Below are 16,949 nucleotides of genomic sequence, written 5' to 3'. Positions count from 1 at the left end.
ATGGCAAAAGGTTCTGCAAGGGAAATAAAGGATAATAAATCTAGTTAATATCAAAACCACGTCAATGATGAAGGAGTGAAGTTTTGTGAATGTAGCAATAAACTGGAATGAATGGGCCAATCTTGATGCTATGGGGGTTGCCAAGTTAGTACAAAAAGGTGAAGTTACTCCACAGGAAGTAGCAAACCAGGTTACAAAAGGAGTTCAGGAATTAAATCCTCAAATTAACGCTGTTATTGAGGTTTTCGATGACGTAGTTAATGATCCTTTAAGTGATGGAATGAATTCTAACGGCATTTTTGCTGGAGTACCTTTTTTTATGAAGGATTTAGGGCCTGCTGTTAAAGGAAGATTACAGGAAAGAGGGTCCCTGCTCATGCAAGGAAATCGCTCTCAATATGATAGTTTTCTGACAAAAAAATTCCGACAGGCTGGACTCAATATTATGGGACGAACAACAACGCCGGAGTTTGGGCTCTGCAGTTCTGCTGAGAACCCGGAAGTCTATATTACAAGGAACCCTTGGAATCTTGATTATACAACTTGCGGTTCGTCAGCAGGAACTGCAGCTTCCGTTGCAGCAGGAATTATTCCCATCGCTCATGCTACGGACGGAGGAGGGTCCATTCGAATTCCTGCCGGTGTAAATGGCAACATAGGTTTAAAACCATCGCGAGGTGTTTTTTCAGGAGCACCTGATAGTTCAGACCTCATGAACGTTGTTTCCGCACAAGGATGCCATACTCGAACGATACGTGATACTGCTGCCTTTGTCGATCATTGCAGGGGAGGAGCTCCAGGGGAGTTTATGCCTTATTGGACGCAGCAGGAGTCCTATTCCGAGTTGATAAAGCGAAATCCGAAAAAGCTTCGTATTGCTGTTTCGCACGAATGGGGTGATTATAAAGCCACCTCGCATATTGTATCTGAATTGAAAAAGACGGCTGACTATCTTGAAGGGCTTGGCCATCACGTTGAATGGGCAGTCCCGAATCTTGACCTCCGTGCTACGTATGAGGCGCAGACTTCGGCCTACATTATGAAGTTTGCACAAACCATTTCGGATATACTTGAACAAAAGAATATGGCGTATCCACCAGCAGATCTCATTGAACCGATGTGTATAAGAGTTTGGGAAGAAGGTCGATTTGCCTCCTATGCGGATCGTGTCAAAATGGAGACCATGTTTAATGAAATTTCACGACATATGGCGACATTCTTTGAGGATTGGGATCTGGTCCTTACGCCTACTATGGCTAAACCTACACCATTGATTGGAACTAGAGAGTATCTGACTATTAGTGATAATCCTTCTGTTTTTGATTGGTTTGAAAATCTGTGGAGTATTTTTTCTTATACGCCGATTGCCAATATTTGCGGACTACCTGGAATTTCATTACCGATGGCTGAATTAGAGAATGGTTTGCCATTAGGAATGCATATGCTTGCTCCACAAGGAAAAGATGGTTTATTGCTGCAGTTGGGTGCCCAGATTGAGCGTGAATTAAATGGGAACTGGAACCATGGACGGAAACCAGCTAATCATGTAACTACTATTTAATGGGCTGGGAACTGCTTTGTGTTAAGAAATAAGAAATATATATTTATCACACACCAAGATAAATAATTTATAAATATGTCATTTAGAAAAAGGATGATTTTATATGAAAGTATATAAGATTGCGGTATTGCCTGGAGACGGAATTGGTCCTGAAGTGATGAACGAAGCTTTGAAAGTATTGAAAACGCTGTCTGATATGGATTCAACATTTGACTATGAAATAACAGAATTTAATTGGAATACAGATTATTATATGGAACACGGATTAATGATGCCTGAAAATGGTCTTAAGCAACTAAAGTCATTTGATAGCATTCTGTTCGGTGCTGCTGGTGATTCAAGAGTATCGGAGCATATCCCGATATGGGAGCTGATTATGCCTATCCGCAAAAACTTTCAACAGTATATTAATTTTAGGCCGATAAAATTGCTGAGGGGTTTGGAAACGCCATTACAACAAAAAGAAGATATAGATTTTGTCATTATCCGGGAAAACGCGGAAGGAGAATATTCTACTTCAGGTGGAAAGATGTACCAAGGGGAATCCCGGGAACTTGCTGTGCAGAACACGATTATGACTAGAGAAGGCATTTCCAAGGTTGCAACCTATGCATTTCAGTATGCAAGGGATCATAAATTACGTAAAGTAACCAATGCTACGAAGTCAAATGCCATCATACATACGATGACATTATGGGATTCGGTTGTTGAAGAGGTGGCAAATGATTTTAAAGAAATTTCCTATGAAAAATATTATGTGGACGCGATTGCTGCTTTGTTTGTAGAACGTCCTAAAGATTTACAGTTGGTTCTTGCTTCTAATTTATTTGGAGATATATTGTCAGATTTGGGATCAGCCATTGCTGGAGGACTAGGTGTCGCACCATCTGCCAATATCAACCCTAATGGAGAGTACCCTTCCATGTTTGAACCAGTACATGGATCTGCTCCTGATATAGCTGGGAAAGGTATTGCCAACCCGGTAGCACAAATTTGGTCTTTAGCCTTGATGTTACAGAATTTTGGGCGCTCGGATTTACATGATAAAGTTCTTTTTTCCATAGAAGATGTACTGGAAGAAAAAAGAACATTGACACCAGATATTGGAGGGAAAGCAACAACGGAGCAAGTAGGCGATGCCATTGTACGTAAACTTCAAAAAAGGATGTGATTTGTATGACATTTGAAAATAAAACATTCATTGTTACCGGTGCAGGTGGAGGTATGGGCGAGGAGACAGTGAAGCTTTTACTAGATAACGGAGCAAACGTAGCTGGCTGTGACCTTCATACCGACAATCTTTCAAAATATAAGAATACGAATAAATTTATAGCATTCAAAGGGGATTTATTGGATGAAGATATTGTAAAAGACATTTTTAAAGAAACAGCTAATCAATTTGGAAATATTGATGGGCTGGTCAATATTGCGGGGATTGCACAAAGTGCCACATCTATTGATGAAGTTAGTCTGGATGAATGGCAACGTATTATGGATATTAATACGACAATGATGTTTCTAACTTGTCGTGAAGCTTCTGTATATATGAAAGAAAAGAAACAAGGGAGTATTATAAATATTGGATCCGTATCTGCAACCAGGCCGAGGCCAGGTTTACAATCTTATGTTGCGTCGAAAGGTGCAGTAGAGGCTTTCTCTAAAGCATTGGCACTGGAACTAGCACCTTATCAAATTAATGTAAATATACTTCACCCTGGTCCGTCAGATACGACGATGCTTGGCCAATTTTCCGCGGAAAGTGCAAGCGTGGACCAAACCAAGAAGGAAATTTTTGAAAAAAGTGTTCCTCTTGGAAGTCTGTTGAAGCCGGAAAATATTGCTCATTCCATTAAATATCTACTTTCTGATGAAGCAAAAATGGTTACAGGTGCCGTTTTACATGTCGATGGTGGTCGGAATATTTAATTGTACTATATAAATAAGACAGTAAAAAGCAAAATTTGAATATAGGATAAAGGAGAAATGTAATGCAACATTTTAAGATGTATATAAATGGAAATTGGGTGGAAAGTAAAAAGAAAGAGCATATTGATGTAAAAAATCCATCTAATGGAAGTGTATTTGCCAGTATTCCCAGAGCAACACAGGAGGATGTAGAGGATGCAGTGAATGCAGCCCGTACTGCTTTTCGGAGCGAGAAGTGGAGAAGTATTAAACCACATGAACGAGGAGACATTTTATTTGCCATTGCAGATAAAATAAAAGCTGACAGAGATGAGTTGGCAAGACTAGAATCTATGGATGTCGGGAAACCACTTTCTCAGGCATATGCTGATGTGGATGCGGCCATTCGATATTTTCGATTTTATGGTGGAGCAGCAGATAAAGTGATGGGAGATACAATCCCAATTGAAGATGGACTGTTGGATTATGTTGTACGTGAACCGTTAGGGGTGACTGCGCATATTGTGCCGTGGAATTATCCGTTGCAGATTATTTCAAGGAGTGTTGCTGCAGCTATTGCAATGGGCAATACTGTTGTAGTGAAAAGTGCGGAGGATACACCAATGACGGCCATGCGCCTGACAGAATTTTTTGATGCACTGGATTTACCTGCAGGTGTGTTTAACCATATTACAGGATTTGGGTATGAAGCAGGAGCAGCTTTATCTGCTCATCCGTTGATTAATCATGTGACATTCACCGGATCAGTAGGGACGGGGATAGAGGTAGGAAAGGCAGCAATGGAAAATGTGGTTCCATCTACTTTAGAACTTGGCGGTAAATCGCCAAATATTGTATTTTCTGATTGTGATCTTGAAAAAACTGTAGAAGGAGTCGTTCGGGCTATTGTTCAAAATGCTGGGCAAACCTGTTCGGCAGGTGCGAGGCTCTTGATTGAAGAATCATTTAAAAATGTATTCCTGCAGAAAGTGATAGAGAAGTTTGAAGGTTTAACCGTTGGGGCTGGACTAGATGATAAAGATCTTGGGCCTATATTGAATGAAAAACAATATAATCATGTACTAAGCTTAATTGAGCAAGCCAAAAAAGAAGCTTCTGTTGTGGCAGGAGGGAATCCAATAACTGTAAAAGGGTGTGAAGACGGTTTATATGTGCAGCCAACGATTATTGATGAAGTTAGCAGGGACAGCAAATTAGCTCAAGAGGAAATTTTTGGACCAGTATTGACGGTGTTTACATTTGTTGGAGAATCCGAAGCGCTTGATTTAGCCAACAGTACAGATTATGGGTTAGTGACTGGTATTTGGACGCAAGATATCAGTCGAGCGCATTACTTGGCGAGCAGAATAGACTCTGGGCAAGTTTTTATCAATAATTATGGTGCCGGGGGCGGTGTGCAAATGCCATTTGGTGGTTATAAAAAGAGCGGTATTGGTCGAGAAAAAGGTTGGATTGCGCTTTATAATTATACACAGATAAAGAATGTTGCAGTGAAATATAATTGAGTCTGGGACATGTATGTTTCACTAAAAGTCATTAAGAGATGGGTCTGATTATCGATTAAGATAATTGGCCCTTTTTTTGAGCGGAATTTTAATAGGTTAATATACATCTAAAACCGATTGTCATGAAACTATATCTTAATTTATTTTCCTAATACCTTATAAAGATATGGAGAAATTGCTGCTTCCTTTGTTACCATCACTTCTCTTCACAGAATGTTATATAAAAAACAAAATATAATTAACATTGCGTCTAATGTATTTTAATATTTAAAAAAATATAATAGCTATCAACTTAATTAATATGAAAGCGCTTTATAAACTGCTTGTGCTATATCAATATGATGTCTAGATTCCAGTTCTAAAAATAAATTTTGATTTGTTTCATATTTTATCTAAATAAAAACACAGTAATTGTATTATTAGTAACTCTGATAAATATAGCAATAAGTACGAAAATATTGCATTCATGATGATAAGGAGGTGGAATAGTGTTTAATTTACCTATGGAAACAGCTTTGTTGATGTTGCCTTGGCCTATAATTTGGGTGGCATTAGCTTTATTCATGTACTTTAAATTACGTCGAGATGAGAAACTCGGGGAGAAAGAAAATTAATATGAAATATATAAGGGGGTAATTGTCTATGAATTTAGATATTCTTATTTTTTTCATCTATTTATTATCCATGTTAGGTATAGGACTGTATTTCACTAGGAAAGCATCCACATCTGCTGATCATTACTTACTTGGAGATCGAAAAATAGGTGCTCCAATTACTGCAATAAGTATGCAAAGTACATCTATGAGCGGGTTTATGTTTATGGGCGGACCTTCCCAAGCATTCCAAGAAGGGTGGACAGCATTATGGTATGCAATCGGTGATGCAGGTGGTTCGATTGTGAATTTATCCGTCTTAGGAAAAAGGATGAGGAAAATGTCGCAACTTTTAGCTGCTCTTTCACCAATAGAATACTTAGAAAAGAGATTCGAAGGTGTCAGTATTCGCGTATATGGAGCAGCTATTGGAATTATATTTTTATTTGCTTATGCCTTTGCGCAGTTTATTGCAGCAGGTAAAGCTTTAGAGTCTATGTCAAGTTTTTCTTATGAGTGGGCGCTTATTATTGGTGTAGGGGTCATTGTTCTTTATACGGTGGCTGGAGGATATCTTGCGGTTGCAGTTAGTGGTTTTATACAAGGTATTATAATGCTAATCGGTGTCAGTGCTATCGCCATTATGGTACTTCCTCAGGTAGGTGGCTTGTCAGGATTAAATGAACAAATTGCTGCAATAGATTCTACGTATCTTAGTATTTGGGGCAAGGACTTAATTTATTATGGACAATGGGGAGTTATCTTAGGCGCTGTACTTATCTATGCTATTGGTTATATGGGGTTGCCTCATGTTACTGTGAGACATATGTCTATGACAGATACGAAAACGACAAAAAATGCTGTTCTTTGGTCAGCAGGTTTTAATCAGTTATTTACATTTACGCCTTATCTGTTAGGTTTATCCGCTATTGTTATTATGCCTAGCATATCGGACCCTGAAATGGTTATTCCAGAAATGATTTATTATGTATTTCCAGGGGTAATAGCCGCTGTCTTATTATCAGCTATTATGGCTGCAATTATGTCTACATGCGATTCTTTGCTTATGCAAGCTGGTACAACACTTTCACGTGATGTTTATAGCCGGTTCATTAATAAGAAGGCTAGTCACAAAAAGCAATTATTAGTATCCAGAATGTGTATTTTAATTGGAGGAGTCATTGGTATTGTTGTTGCTGTGTATGAGCCTCCAACAGTATTTGCACTGGTTGTCTTTGCCTTCGGTGTATTGGGAAATACATTTCTCGTTCCTTTTATAGCTTCTGTATACTCTAGAAAGGCAAACAAAGTTGGCGTTTTATGTGCCATGGTGGCTGGCTCCGTTACCAACATAATCTGGGAAACATTTTCTTTGCAAGGTGTATCCGGATTACATCCTTTCTTAGCTGGTTTGATTTTATCTGTTGTTGCTATGCTAATTGGCAATCCATTTGGAACTCCTCCTTCAAATAAAGTTTTAGAAGCTTTTGACCTTGCTAAATCAAATGAAAGGATTCCAAAGAACTTGGAGAAAGGAATATATGAAGATCTTGCAGTAGAGGCTAGGAATATTTCCGAATTTATAGAATTAAATGGAATCTCAAATAATACGCCGTCTAAAGAACAGGAAGAGACCAATGTAAGTCAACTTCATCCAAAACGAGACTTAAATTTTGAGGGTTAACCAATGGGAGAAAAAATATTAGCACAAGCTATTCATTATGAAAAAGAAAAGATTGAATCAAGTTTCAATAAACTATATTCCGGTTCAACGTTTTTGGCTGAACGTATCATTTACTATCCTTACTATTATTTCATTTACAGTGTGAATGCGAAACGAATTTTTATGCCATTGAAAGAAAAAATGGGATGTGTAGTTGATGCTGTTAGTTGCAGAGGTTCATTAATAGATGCTAATCCAAAATTGGAATTAATTGATATACCTATAAATCAGCTGTTGGAGAAAACGCAGTCCCTTGATGATTGTTTGTCGATATCAGAATCTTTTATCCATCGATCTTTATCTTTAAAAATGAGGATGATTTCCTTTTCTAATATTAAATTAGAAAAACAAGAGCTTTTTTATAGACCCTATTGGGTTGTATTTCAAAACAATGAAAAACAAAATGAGCAAAATTTTATTGTTGATGGGGTTACAGGTCAATATCATCCATTGTGAGAATTAAATTTATAGAGAGGAGAATGCTCGTGAAAGCTACTTTTAAACTGCCAAAAACGAAAAGAGGTTGGATTAGTGTTGGTTTAATTATATTTGTTATTTCTTTAGGGTCTTGGCCGATTATACATCTATTTAATAAAGAAGTCATTTTATTTGGGATGCCTTTATTGATGATATGGTCCATCGTAATTATCTTATTAACAACATTAGTCATGATAATAATAGATAAGATTGGGGGAAGGGATTGATGTATGCGTATTTACCCTTGATTATAACTCTTTCATATGTGGTCATTGCTGTAGTAGTGGGATCTCTTGCTGGCAGAGGACAGAACATGAATAGTACAGAAAATTGGGGCGTTGGGAGCAGAAGTTTTAATCCTTTTATAGCTTTTCTTTTAATGGGTGCCAGTGGAGTAAGTGCATATACATTTATGGGTTCCCCAGGATGGGCTTTTTCCAAAGGAGTTCCTGCTTTATATGTTGTTGTTTATTTAACCTATATGGCAATTATTGCGTGGTATTTTGGTCCAAAAGTATGGAAACTTGGGAAAGAAAATAAACACCTCACTCAACCAGGTGCTATTGCTGACCGTTATGAAAGCAAAGCTTTAGGAGGATTAACTTCCATTGTTACTTCAATTGGCGTTTTATCTTATGCAGTAGTTCAGACTACTGGGGCGGCCTATATTTTAAATGTAATGAGTTACGGGTTAATTCCAACCTGGGCGGGAGTATTCATAGCATTAGGCGCAGTTTCCATTTATCTTTATAAAAGCGGTTTAAAAGCTATTGGTTTAACAAATGCTCTCCAAGGGGGCTTGATGTTATTCGTCTCCTTTTTTGTCGGTCTTTGGGCTACTAATTATTTCACTGGTGGTTTTTCATTCACACCCATATTTGAAAGAGTAAGACAGGATGTTCCAGAGTTTTTTACACTTCCTGGAGCTCTCGGTGATATGAATGCTACCTTTTGGACAACGTCTATACTGATATCATTTTTCTCAATATGGCAATATCATTGGATTCAATGGATGGGGGCAAAATCTGAACAAGCTATTAGAAAATCTGCAAGATTATTACCGATCTATTATATAGTTCTCATACCAATGATTATTGTAGGTTTTATTGGAATATTTATGTATCCTGAATTAGGCAACCCCGATCATATTGCTATTCAATTAGCTGTAGATAATATGCCGGTTGTTATAGCTGGTTTGTTAGGTGCCGGGACTCTTGCGGCTTCCATGTCATCAAGTGAACCATGTATTCATGCAACTGCTTTAAGTTACAGTAATGATATATTAAAGCCGCTTCTTAAATGGAATGAAGAAGTTGCGGGTAGATGGACAAGACGATTGATATTTCCAATTATGCTATTTATTGTTGCGCCAGTTTCTATTATGGAGCCTGCGAGTCTAGTATATATATTGTTAATTGGATACGGATTTATTGCACAAGCATTTCCGGCGATAATAGGTGTTTTCCTGTGGCCAAGGGGAACTAAACAAGGAGCTGTATGGGGAATAGTGGCAGGTTTTATTGTTACAGTAATCTTTTCTTTCGTCATTGTACATCCACTTGATATACATGCTGGAATTTGGGGATTATTAGCTAACTCTATCGTGTTTTTTTCTATTTCATTAATTACGCAGCCGGTTTCGAAAGGTACTATCGATCGGTTCTTCCCTGAAATGATCGATGAGCTTTATGAAGATGAAGGTGAAGTTTCAGCTCATATTAAATAAAACACAGTTGGATAGCTATATCTGTTTATTGATTGAAATACCATTTCTGTAAATAAGAATAAAAAGGAGGATGGTCATAAAATGACAGAATTTTCATCGAATGAGGATATAACACTAAAATTATCCGGTACGCCTTATCAAATTGGATACCAACATGGCAGAACATTAAAAGAAAAAGTTCACAACAGCTTAGCAACATATGAAAAAATGTTTAGAGAGACTTCAGGATATTCATGGAAAGAGGCATGTGAAAAAGCTTTGTTACATTTAACAGCAATCGAAAAATATAATCAAAATTATATGAAAGAAATGGAAGGAGTTGCTAATGGTGCCAATGTAGAATTTGAAGACATCCTCGCTCTGAATACTAGAAGTGAAATTGCTTTAGCAAATTCACCAGATGGTTGCACTTCATTTGCCTTAACGAACCCTAAAACGCTTAGAACCTGGGCAGCACAAAATTGGGATTGGAAGGGGGAACAAATTGATTCATTAATATCTTTAGAAATTCAACAAGCAAATCTTCCAACAATACAAATGGTAACTGAAGCTGGCATTATCGGAAAAATTGGTTGTAATAGTGAAGGAGTTGGTGTGTGTCTTAATGCATTAGTTACTAATACTTGGCAACCTAAAGTTCCTATACATTTAGGGTTAAGAGCCATACTTGAGTCTGTTTCCATTGAAAAAGCTATTTCTAGGGTGGATGATAATCAAATGGCATCTCCAGCAAATTTTTTAATAGCTTCATATACTGGCCAATCAGTAAATATGGAGGTTTCTCCTGTCCACACAGAAAAAATAAATGCAAAAAGTGGGACAATAATTCATACAAATCATATTTGTGCAGAAGAAATGCAGCAAAAAGTGAGAGAGGAAGTTTTTCTTGATTCCTATGATCGCCTTAGTAAAATTGATGAATTAACAAAAAATTTAACAAATGAAGATATAGAAGAAAAAGATTTATTTTTACTACTTTCAGATCATGAGAATTACCCAGTCTCCATATGTCGTCATGATTTTGAAAAGAATACTTCAACATTATCAGAGATGGAAACAGTTTTCAGCGTTGTTATGGATTTAACTGCTAAGAATTTGACTTGGATTAAAGGAAAACCGTGTGAAATGATAAAGCAGTAATTTGGTGAATATTTGTAACTTATCTTAGAAAAGAGGAGAGATTATCATGTCAGAAGAAAAAATGCTATTAGAATATATGGAAAAACATAATGAAGCTTTTTTAGATATGTTAAAAGAAGCTGTGAAATTAGAATCGCCAACTGAGGGAAGTAAAACAGATTTAGAGAAATGCAGAGATTATTTTGAAAGAATATTCTCAAGTATAGGATTTAATTGTCATGTTGTCCCAAGTAATGACAGCCGTTATGGAGATCATCTTCTAATGGAATTTGGTGAGGGAGATGAACAGATACTTTTCGTAGGCCACTATGATACTGTGTATGAAAAAGGTACATTTGGGAGCTTATGGGAACAAGAAGGTACAAAAATATCGGGACCAGGTGCTTTTGATATGAAGGGTGGCGATGTTCAGGTCTATATGGTTATAAAAGCACTGAAAGAACTTGAACTTTTACCTGAAAACAAAAAAATTGTATTCTTTCTAAGCTCTGATGAAGAGGCGGGCAGTCCTACGTCACATAAACATTATCAGGAATTAGCCAAAAAGAGTAAAGCTTCTTTTGTAATGGAGCCCACTTTTGGAGATTGTACTGCTGGTTTGACAACTGGGCGCTATTCTCGAGGAAACTATACTTTTGTTGCGGAAGGGAGTCCAGCACACTCTGGTCAAGAGCCAGAAAAAGCTAAAAGCGGTTTAAAAGAACTGGCAGAGCAGGCTATCTATCTTGAAAGCCTTACAGACCTAGAAAAGGGTGTGACAATTGCCTGTACTTGTTTGAATAGCGGTAATGCCGGCTGGCCAACTGTTCCTGGAAAGGGAGAACTTACCATTGATGCCAGATTTTCTTCAGAGAAAATTGCTGAAAAGTACGATTCGCTCTTTCAAAACCTGGAACCATTTAATGCTGGAGTCAAAATTACAACGAATGGCGGAATCGAAAAACCGACTTTCGATGAAAAGGATCCTGCGCATAAAAAACTTTATGAGCTTGCTAAAGAGGTCGGAAAAAGGTTCGATATGAATATGAAAGGATATGTTGGCAGAGCAGGTACTGACGGTAATTTCACTGCATCTGTTGGCTGTCCAACACTTGATGGTATGGGAATGAGCGGGGATTTCGCGCACCAACCTGGCAAGGAATATATTAATACGGAAGATATTGCTGTTAGAGGTGCTTTTGTAGCTCGTACGGTTCTTGAGGTTTTAAGAATGGAGGAAGAACTTCAAAGTGAAATTGAATGAATCGGAGCATCTGAGCCTATCAAATTATTACCAAGCATTATTCATAAAATCGTAGAAACAGCAAGCGAACATGGGTATAACTATATAAAAATGAATAGTGGTGCCGTTCACGATGCTGCAATGATGACGGATGTAGCTGATGTGAGGATGATTTTTATTCCAAGTATGGAAGGAAAAAGCGACCCGCCTGACGAATATACGTTAAGAGGAAGATATTAAATTGGGAGGTGATTTATTACTTCATGTAGTTCATAACTTAGCTGCCAAAAGCCAGGAAGCATATGAATCATTATTGTAATCGCTTACGAATTTCTAAGAGGAGGATATGCATGCGTACATTAATTAAAAATGGAACGATAATAACTGCTATTGATGAATTTGTTGGGGATGTATTAATTGAAGGAGAAAAAATAGTTGCTGTGGGTACAAAATTAGACGCGATTGCTGATGAAATCGTCGACGCTAAGGGGAAATACGTTCTTCCAGGCGGTGTTGATCAACATGTTCATTATTCCTTTGAATTTAAAGGAGAACGAGTAAGAGGATTTGAAACTTCGAATGCTGCTGTTGCAGGCGGAACTACCACGGTTGTTGAATTTGTCAATCAAGAGCAGGGCAAGGGTATGGCAGATACGATTTTTGATATGGATAAAAAAGAAGTATCTAATCAAGCCATGGCAGATTACTCATATCATGCTGTCGTATGCGATCCAGTAGATGCAACTTTTGAGGAAATTAATGATTTACCTAGTAAAGGGATTTCTACGGTTAAATTATTTATGGCTTATAAAGGGATGCCGTTTCATAGTGATGATGAGGCTCTGTATAAAGCGCTAAAATCAGCTAAAGAAGCTGGCGTAACGGTTATGGTTCATTGTGAAAATGCTGATGTTATCGATCTTCTTCAAAAGAAAATGATTTCGGAAGGAAAGACGGACCCATATTACCATGCAGTATCCAGACCCGAAAGAGTAGAATTGGAAGCTACACAACGCGTGATTAATCTGGCGGCTATGGTAGGAGCACCTGTCTATATTGTTCATGTTACAGCAGAAAGTGTTATGGAATCCATTCGATCTGCTAAAAATGAAGGACTTCCAGTTTATGGAGAGACGTGTGTTCAGTATCTCATGCTTGATGAAGATGATTTAGCCAAACCAAATTTTGAAGGGGCTAAATACGTGATGTCACCAGCATTACGTACAAAATCTGATCAGGAAGCCTTATGGCAAGCGGTTGATAATGGTTGGCTCAATGCTATAAGTACAGATCATTGTGGATTCGACTGGAAATCACAAAAACATATGGGAGTCAATGACTTTACGAATATACCGAATGGTGCACCGGGTGTCGAAAATCGTTTGGGTATTCTTTGGACATATGGTGTGAACACAGGAAAGCTTTCCAAACAGCGATTTGTTGATTTATTTGCTACTACGCCGGCTAAGAACATGGGATTAGATCATTGCAAAGGACATATTGGCGTTGGTATGGATGCAGATATTGTTATATATGATCCTAATGGTTCTTCTGTTATTTCAAATGAAAACAGTTTACATGGTGTTGACTATAGCACATTTGAAGGGTATAAACAGGATGGAAAAGTGGCTAAAGTATTCCTCAGAGGCAAACTTGTTGTTGATGAAGGGGCGTTTATTGGTGAAAAAGGCGATGGGAAATTTATTCCTGGCAAGCCATTTGCGCTTTGTTTTGATGATGTAAAGGAAAAGAAAGAGCTAAAACGTATATAAATGAAATTAAAAAACAGCAGAGTTGAATACCGTCTATCTCTTCCACTAAAGTAAAATTTCCTTTAGTGGGGTTTTCGACGGATATGGATATACTAGTGCAGACGCTTGAGACACGACGTCGCAAACTTAACTTGCTTCCCTCCTCTCACTGAATCTTAAAGGAATAAAGGTTGAGTTCGCGACACCCTTTGGATTGGGACTGGGATGAGTAATCGCAGTCTCAGTCCTTGTCCCAGCCAGTTACACTGTGATAAATATTTACTAACCTTATTAAACTTATCCAAACAAATACTCCACGACTTAACTCGACGGCGGAAGAACAATTCTTCTTTTTTTATTAAGTTGAAGTGAAACTGCCGATGTAACTCCTTTATTACAAAGCTACTAATAATCACTTTTTAATTGTTACACAATGTAAAATATATTTAAAAATTATAATAATATAATACTAGATATATTATGTAATCGCTTACTTTAAAGCGTTAGTACTCCTAATTCATAATTGGTATACAAGGAGCTTTCAGATTATAAGTATGTATGCTGTGAATAAAGGAGTTTTGTCAAAGTTATAGTAAGGCAACCTCAAAAAGGAGGCTTTTCATTGGAACATTTATTGCAAAATCTAATGTCGACGAAAGACTTAGCAACAAATTTTGATGAATCTAAGCCCAGTTATAATGCCCAAGAAGCGTTAGATGAGGCAAATCGTTGTCTATATTGTTATGATGCACCTTGCATTACTGCTTGTCCAACGGGTATTAATATTCCGGGTTTTATTAAAAAGATTGCATCTGGGAATATAAAAGGCTCAGCAAAAACAATTATGGAAGCAAATCCTATTGGAGCAAGTTGTGCACGTGTTTGTCCTACAGAGGAATTGTGTGAGGGGGCTTGTGTACTTAATCATTCCACAAAACCGATTATGATTGGTGATCTGCAGCGTTATGCAACGGACTGGGCAATTAAGAATGAACAAGTATTATTTAAGTCTGGAAAGAAAAATGGCAAGCATATTGCTATTGTTGGCAGCGGTCCAGCTGGTTTATCGGCTGCGCGAGAACTGGGAAGACTAGGCTATAAGGTAACTATTTTTGAAGCTAAACATGAAGCTGGCGGTTTAGATACACACGGTATTGTTCCGTTTCGACTTCCAAAGGATATTGCTTTATGGGAAGTAGAACAGGTTGAACATTTAGGTGTAGAAATTCAAACAAATACTACTGTTGGTAAAGATATTGAGGCGGCAGATCTTATGGATGATTATGATGCGGTTATTGTTGCGGCAGGGATGGCAAAGGTTCCAAAGCTCGGAATCGAGGGAGAGGAATTAGCGGGTATTTATGATGCTATTGACTTAGTTGAAGAAACAAAGAATGAAAATTATCCAACGGAATTCGCTGGGAAGCGTGTTGCGGTGATTGGAGCTGGAAATACGGCAATTGATGGTGCAACCACAGCAGTAAGACTCGGCGCAGATAATGTTAAAATCCTTTACAGGCGAACAGAGGCGGAAATGTCTGCGTATGACTTTGAATATGAATTTGCTAAGCAGGATGGGGTTGAGTTTAGATGGTTAACTGCTCCAAAACGCTTAATTGGAGATGAGCATGGCCGTGTTAAACAGATGGAATGCGTTCGTATGGAATTAAAAGAAGCAGAATCCGATGGACGTAAGCGCCCAGTAGCAATCAAGGGATCTGAATTTCTAATAGATGTAGATAACGTTATCAAAGCGATTGGGCAAGAAAGACATCTTCCGTTAATTGAAGCATTTGATTTAGAACATCAGAATGGTGTTGTCAACGTAAACCCAGAATCATTTAAAACTTCTCAACCAAATGTTTATGCTGCAGGTGACGTAGTTTTTGCAAAGGGCGTCGGTGAAGCGATGGCTGTATCGGCATCACAACAGGGAAAAGAAACAGCGTATGCGGTGCATCAACAGTTAAAAGGGACGAAAGACAATTTAACGTAAAAAGATGGGAGGATGAATATGGCTGATATTAGCATTAATTTTGCAGGAATTAAATCGCCTAATCCATACTGGCTTGCATCTGCACCGCCAACAAATACAGGATACCAAGTTCAGCGTGCATTCGAAGCAGGATGGGGAGGTGCCGTATGGAAGACACTTTGTGAACCGGTATTGAATGTAACCTCACGTTTTGGAGCGCATCACTTTAATGGTCAACGAGTAGCAGGTTTTAATAATATTGAATTAGTTTCTGACAGACCTATTGAGGAAAATTTAAAAGAAATCTATGAAACAAAGAAACTTTTTCCGGATCGCGTTATTATTGCATCATTAATGGTGGAACCCGATCGGGATAAATGGCATGAAATTGTAAAACGAGTTCAGGATGTAGGTGTAGACGGATTTGAGTTAAATCTTGGTTGTCCACATGGGATGTCTGAACGGGGGATGGGAGCAGCGGTGGGGCAACATCCGGATTTAGTTGAAAAATCAACGCTATATGCCAAGGAAGTTGCAGAAGTACCGGTCATCACGAAATTAACGCCGAATATTACGGACATAACTGCCACAGCTAGAGCTGCACAACGTGGCGGCGCTGATGCTGTTAGTATGATCAATACGATCAACAGTTTAGTAGGCGTTGATTTGGACACTTGGAACCCAACTCCAAATGTAAATGGAAAAGCTGCTCATGGCGGCTATTGCGGTCCCGCTGTGAAACCGATTGCGCTGAATATGATTGGTGAATGCGCACGACAATCCGATTTTAATATTCCAATTTCAGGTATTGGTGGTATCTCGACATGGCAAGATACGGTAGAGTTTATGCTGATGGGATCTGGTGGTGTACAGGTATGTACAGCTGCCATGCATCACGGATTTAGTATTATTGATGATTTAACAGAAGGTTTAAGTAATTATTTGGATGATAAAGGGATTGCTTCTGTCAGTGAACTTATTGGCAAATCAGTCGAAAAATATACAGACTGGAGCGATTTGGACCTAAATCATCGGGTGGTTGCTCGTATTAATAATGATGTTTGTATTAATTGCAATAAGTGTCATATTGCTTGTGAAGATACTTCTCACCAGTGTATCGATATGCTGGTAGATGAACATGGTAATGATTATTTAAAGGTGAGAGAGGACGATTGCGTGGGCTGCAATCTATGTTCCATCGTTTGCCCGGTTGAAGGAGCGATTGACATGATTGACCTTAAGCCAACCGAACCGCCAATGTCATGGAATGATCGAGAAGCGGCCTTACGACAGATGAATAGCAGCAACTAATTTTTAGATTTACCATGAATACGACTTCTTGCAAAATAA

General features: G+C 38.2%; 14 protein-coding genes. All 14 read left to right on the top strand.

Translation table 11 applies throughout. The features are described 5' to 3' along the window. Nucleotides 1–85: 85 nt before the first annotated feature. Complete coding sequence (locus tag ACFQ19_RS06690) at nt 86–1,561, top strand: amidase (protein ID WP_379591296.1); 1,476 nt, start codon at nt 86–88, stop codon at nt 1,559–1,561. 103 nt (nt 1,562–1,664) lie between these two features. Next, nucleotides 1,665–2,732: a tartrate dehydrogenase gene (locus ACFQ19_RS06685; protein WP_379591295.1), complete on the top strand. Its 1,068-nt coding sequence runs from the start codon at nt 1,665–1,667 to the stop codon at nt 2,730–2,732. 5 nt (nt 2,733–2,737) lie between these two features. Then, entirely contained in the window at nt 2,738–3,487 is a 750-nt protein-coding gene (locus tag ACFQ19_RS06680; RefSeq protein ID WP_379591294.1) for an SDR family NAD(P)-dependent oxidoreductase, read from the top strand. A 62-nt stretch (nt 3,488–3,549) separates the two neighbouring features. Beyond that, a complete protein-coding gene (locus ACFQ19_RS06675; protein WP_379591293.1) occupies nt 3,550–4,992 on the top strand; it encodes an aldehyde dehydrogenase family protein in 1,443 nt (480 codons plus the stop codon). Nucleotides 4,993–5,480: 488 nt separating this feature from the next. Next, nucleotides 5,481–5,606 carry a hypothetical protein gene (locus ACFQ19_RS06670; protein WP_379591292.1) on the top strand — a complete coding sequence of 42 codons (126 nt, stop codon included), beginning with the start codon at nt 5,481–5,483 and terminating at the stop codon, nt 5,604–5,606. A gap of 28 nt (nt 5,607–5,634) precedes the next feature. Continuing rightward, nucleotides 5,635–7,269 (top strand): sodium/proline symporter, encoded by a 1,635-nt coding sequence (locus ACFQ19_RS06665; RefSeq protein ID WP_379591291.1) that lies wholly within the window; start codon nt 5,635–5,637, stop codon nt 7,267–7,269. A gap of 3 nt (nt 7,270–7,272) precedes the next feature. Next, nucleotides 7,273–7,764, top strand: coding sequence for a hypothetical protein (locus ACFQ19_RS06660; RefSeq protein WP_379591290.1), 492 nt, complete (start codon nt 7,273–7,275; stop codon nt 7,762–7,764). 29 nt (nt 7,765–7,793) lie between these two features. Continuing rightward, nucleotides 7,794–8,012 carry a hypothetical protein gene (locus ACFQ19_RS06655; protein WP_379591289.1) on the top strand — a complete coding sequence of 73 codons (219 nt, stop codon included), beginning with the start codon at nt 7,794–7,796 and terminating at the stop codon, nt 8,010–8,012. Continuing rightward, nucleotides 8,012–9,511 carry a sodium:solute symporter family protein gene (locus ACFQ19_RS06650; protein ID WP_379591288.1) on the top strand — a complete coding sequence of 500 codons (1,500 nt, stop codon included), beginning with the start codon at nt 8,012–8,014 and terminating at the stop codon, nt 9,509–9,511. The genes ACFQ19_RS06655 and ACFQ19_RS06650 overlap by 1 nt, the downstream gene beginning before the upstream one ends. Nucleotides 9,512–9,592: 81 nt before the next feature. Next, nucleotides 9,593–10,651 (top strand): C45 family autoproteolytic acyltransferase/hydolase, encoded by a 1,059-nt coding sequence (locus tag ACFQ19_RS06645; RefSeq protein ID WP_379591287.1) that lies wholly within the window; start codon nt 9,593–9,595, stop codon nt 10,649–10,651. Nucleotides 10,652–10,697: 46 nt separating this feature from the next. Next, nucleotides 10,698–11,894 carry a M20/M25/M40 family metallo-hydrolase gene (locus ACFQ19_RS06640; RefSeq protein WP_379591286.1) on the top strand — a complete coding sequence of 399 codons (1,197 nt, stop codon included), beginning with the start codon at nt 10,698–10,700 and terminating at the stop codon, nt 11,892–11,894. Between the two features lie 329 nt (nt 11,895–12,223). After that, entirely contained in the window at nt 12,224–13,645 is a 1,422-nt protein-coding gene (gene hydA / locus ACFQ19_RS06635; protein ID WP_379591285.1) for a dihydropyrimidinase, read from the top strand. Nucleotides 13,646–14,270: 625 nt separating this feature from the next. Then, the gene (locus ACFQ19_RS06630; RefSeq protein WP_379591328.1) at nt 14,271–15,620 is read left to right on the top strand and encodes an NAD(P)-dependent oxidoreductase; all 1,350 of its coding nucleotides are present in this window, start codon (nt 14,271–14,273) and stop codon (nt 15,618–15,620) included. Between the two features lie 18 nt (nt 15,621–15,638). Then, complete coding sequence (gene preA / locus ACFQ19_RS06625; protein ID WP_379591284.1) at nt 15,639–16,910, top strand: NAD-dependent dihydropyrimidine dehydrogenase subunit PreA; 1,272 nt, start codon at nt 15,639–15,641, stop codon at nt 16,908–16,910. Nucleotides 16,911–16,949: the final 39 nt, after the last annotated feature.

It is taken from the genome of Oceanobacillus locisalsi, assembly GCF_042675985.1.
Classification (GTDB): Bacteria; Bacillota; Bacilli; order Bacillales; family Amphibacillaceae; genus Oceanobacillus; species Oceanobacillus locisalsi.
The sequence above is the reverse complement of the archived record's forward strand: the minus strand, read 5'-3'. Positions and strand labels throughout refer to the sequence as shown.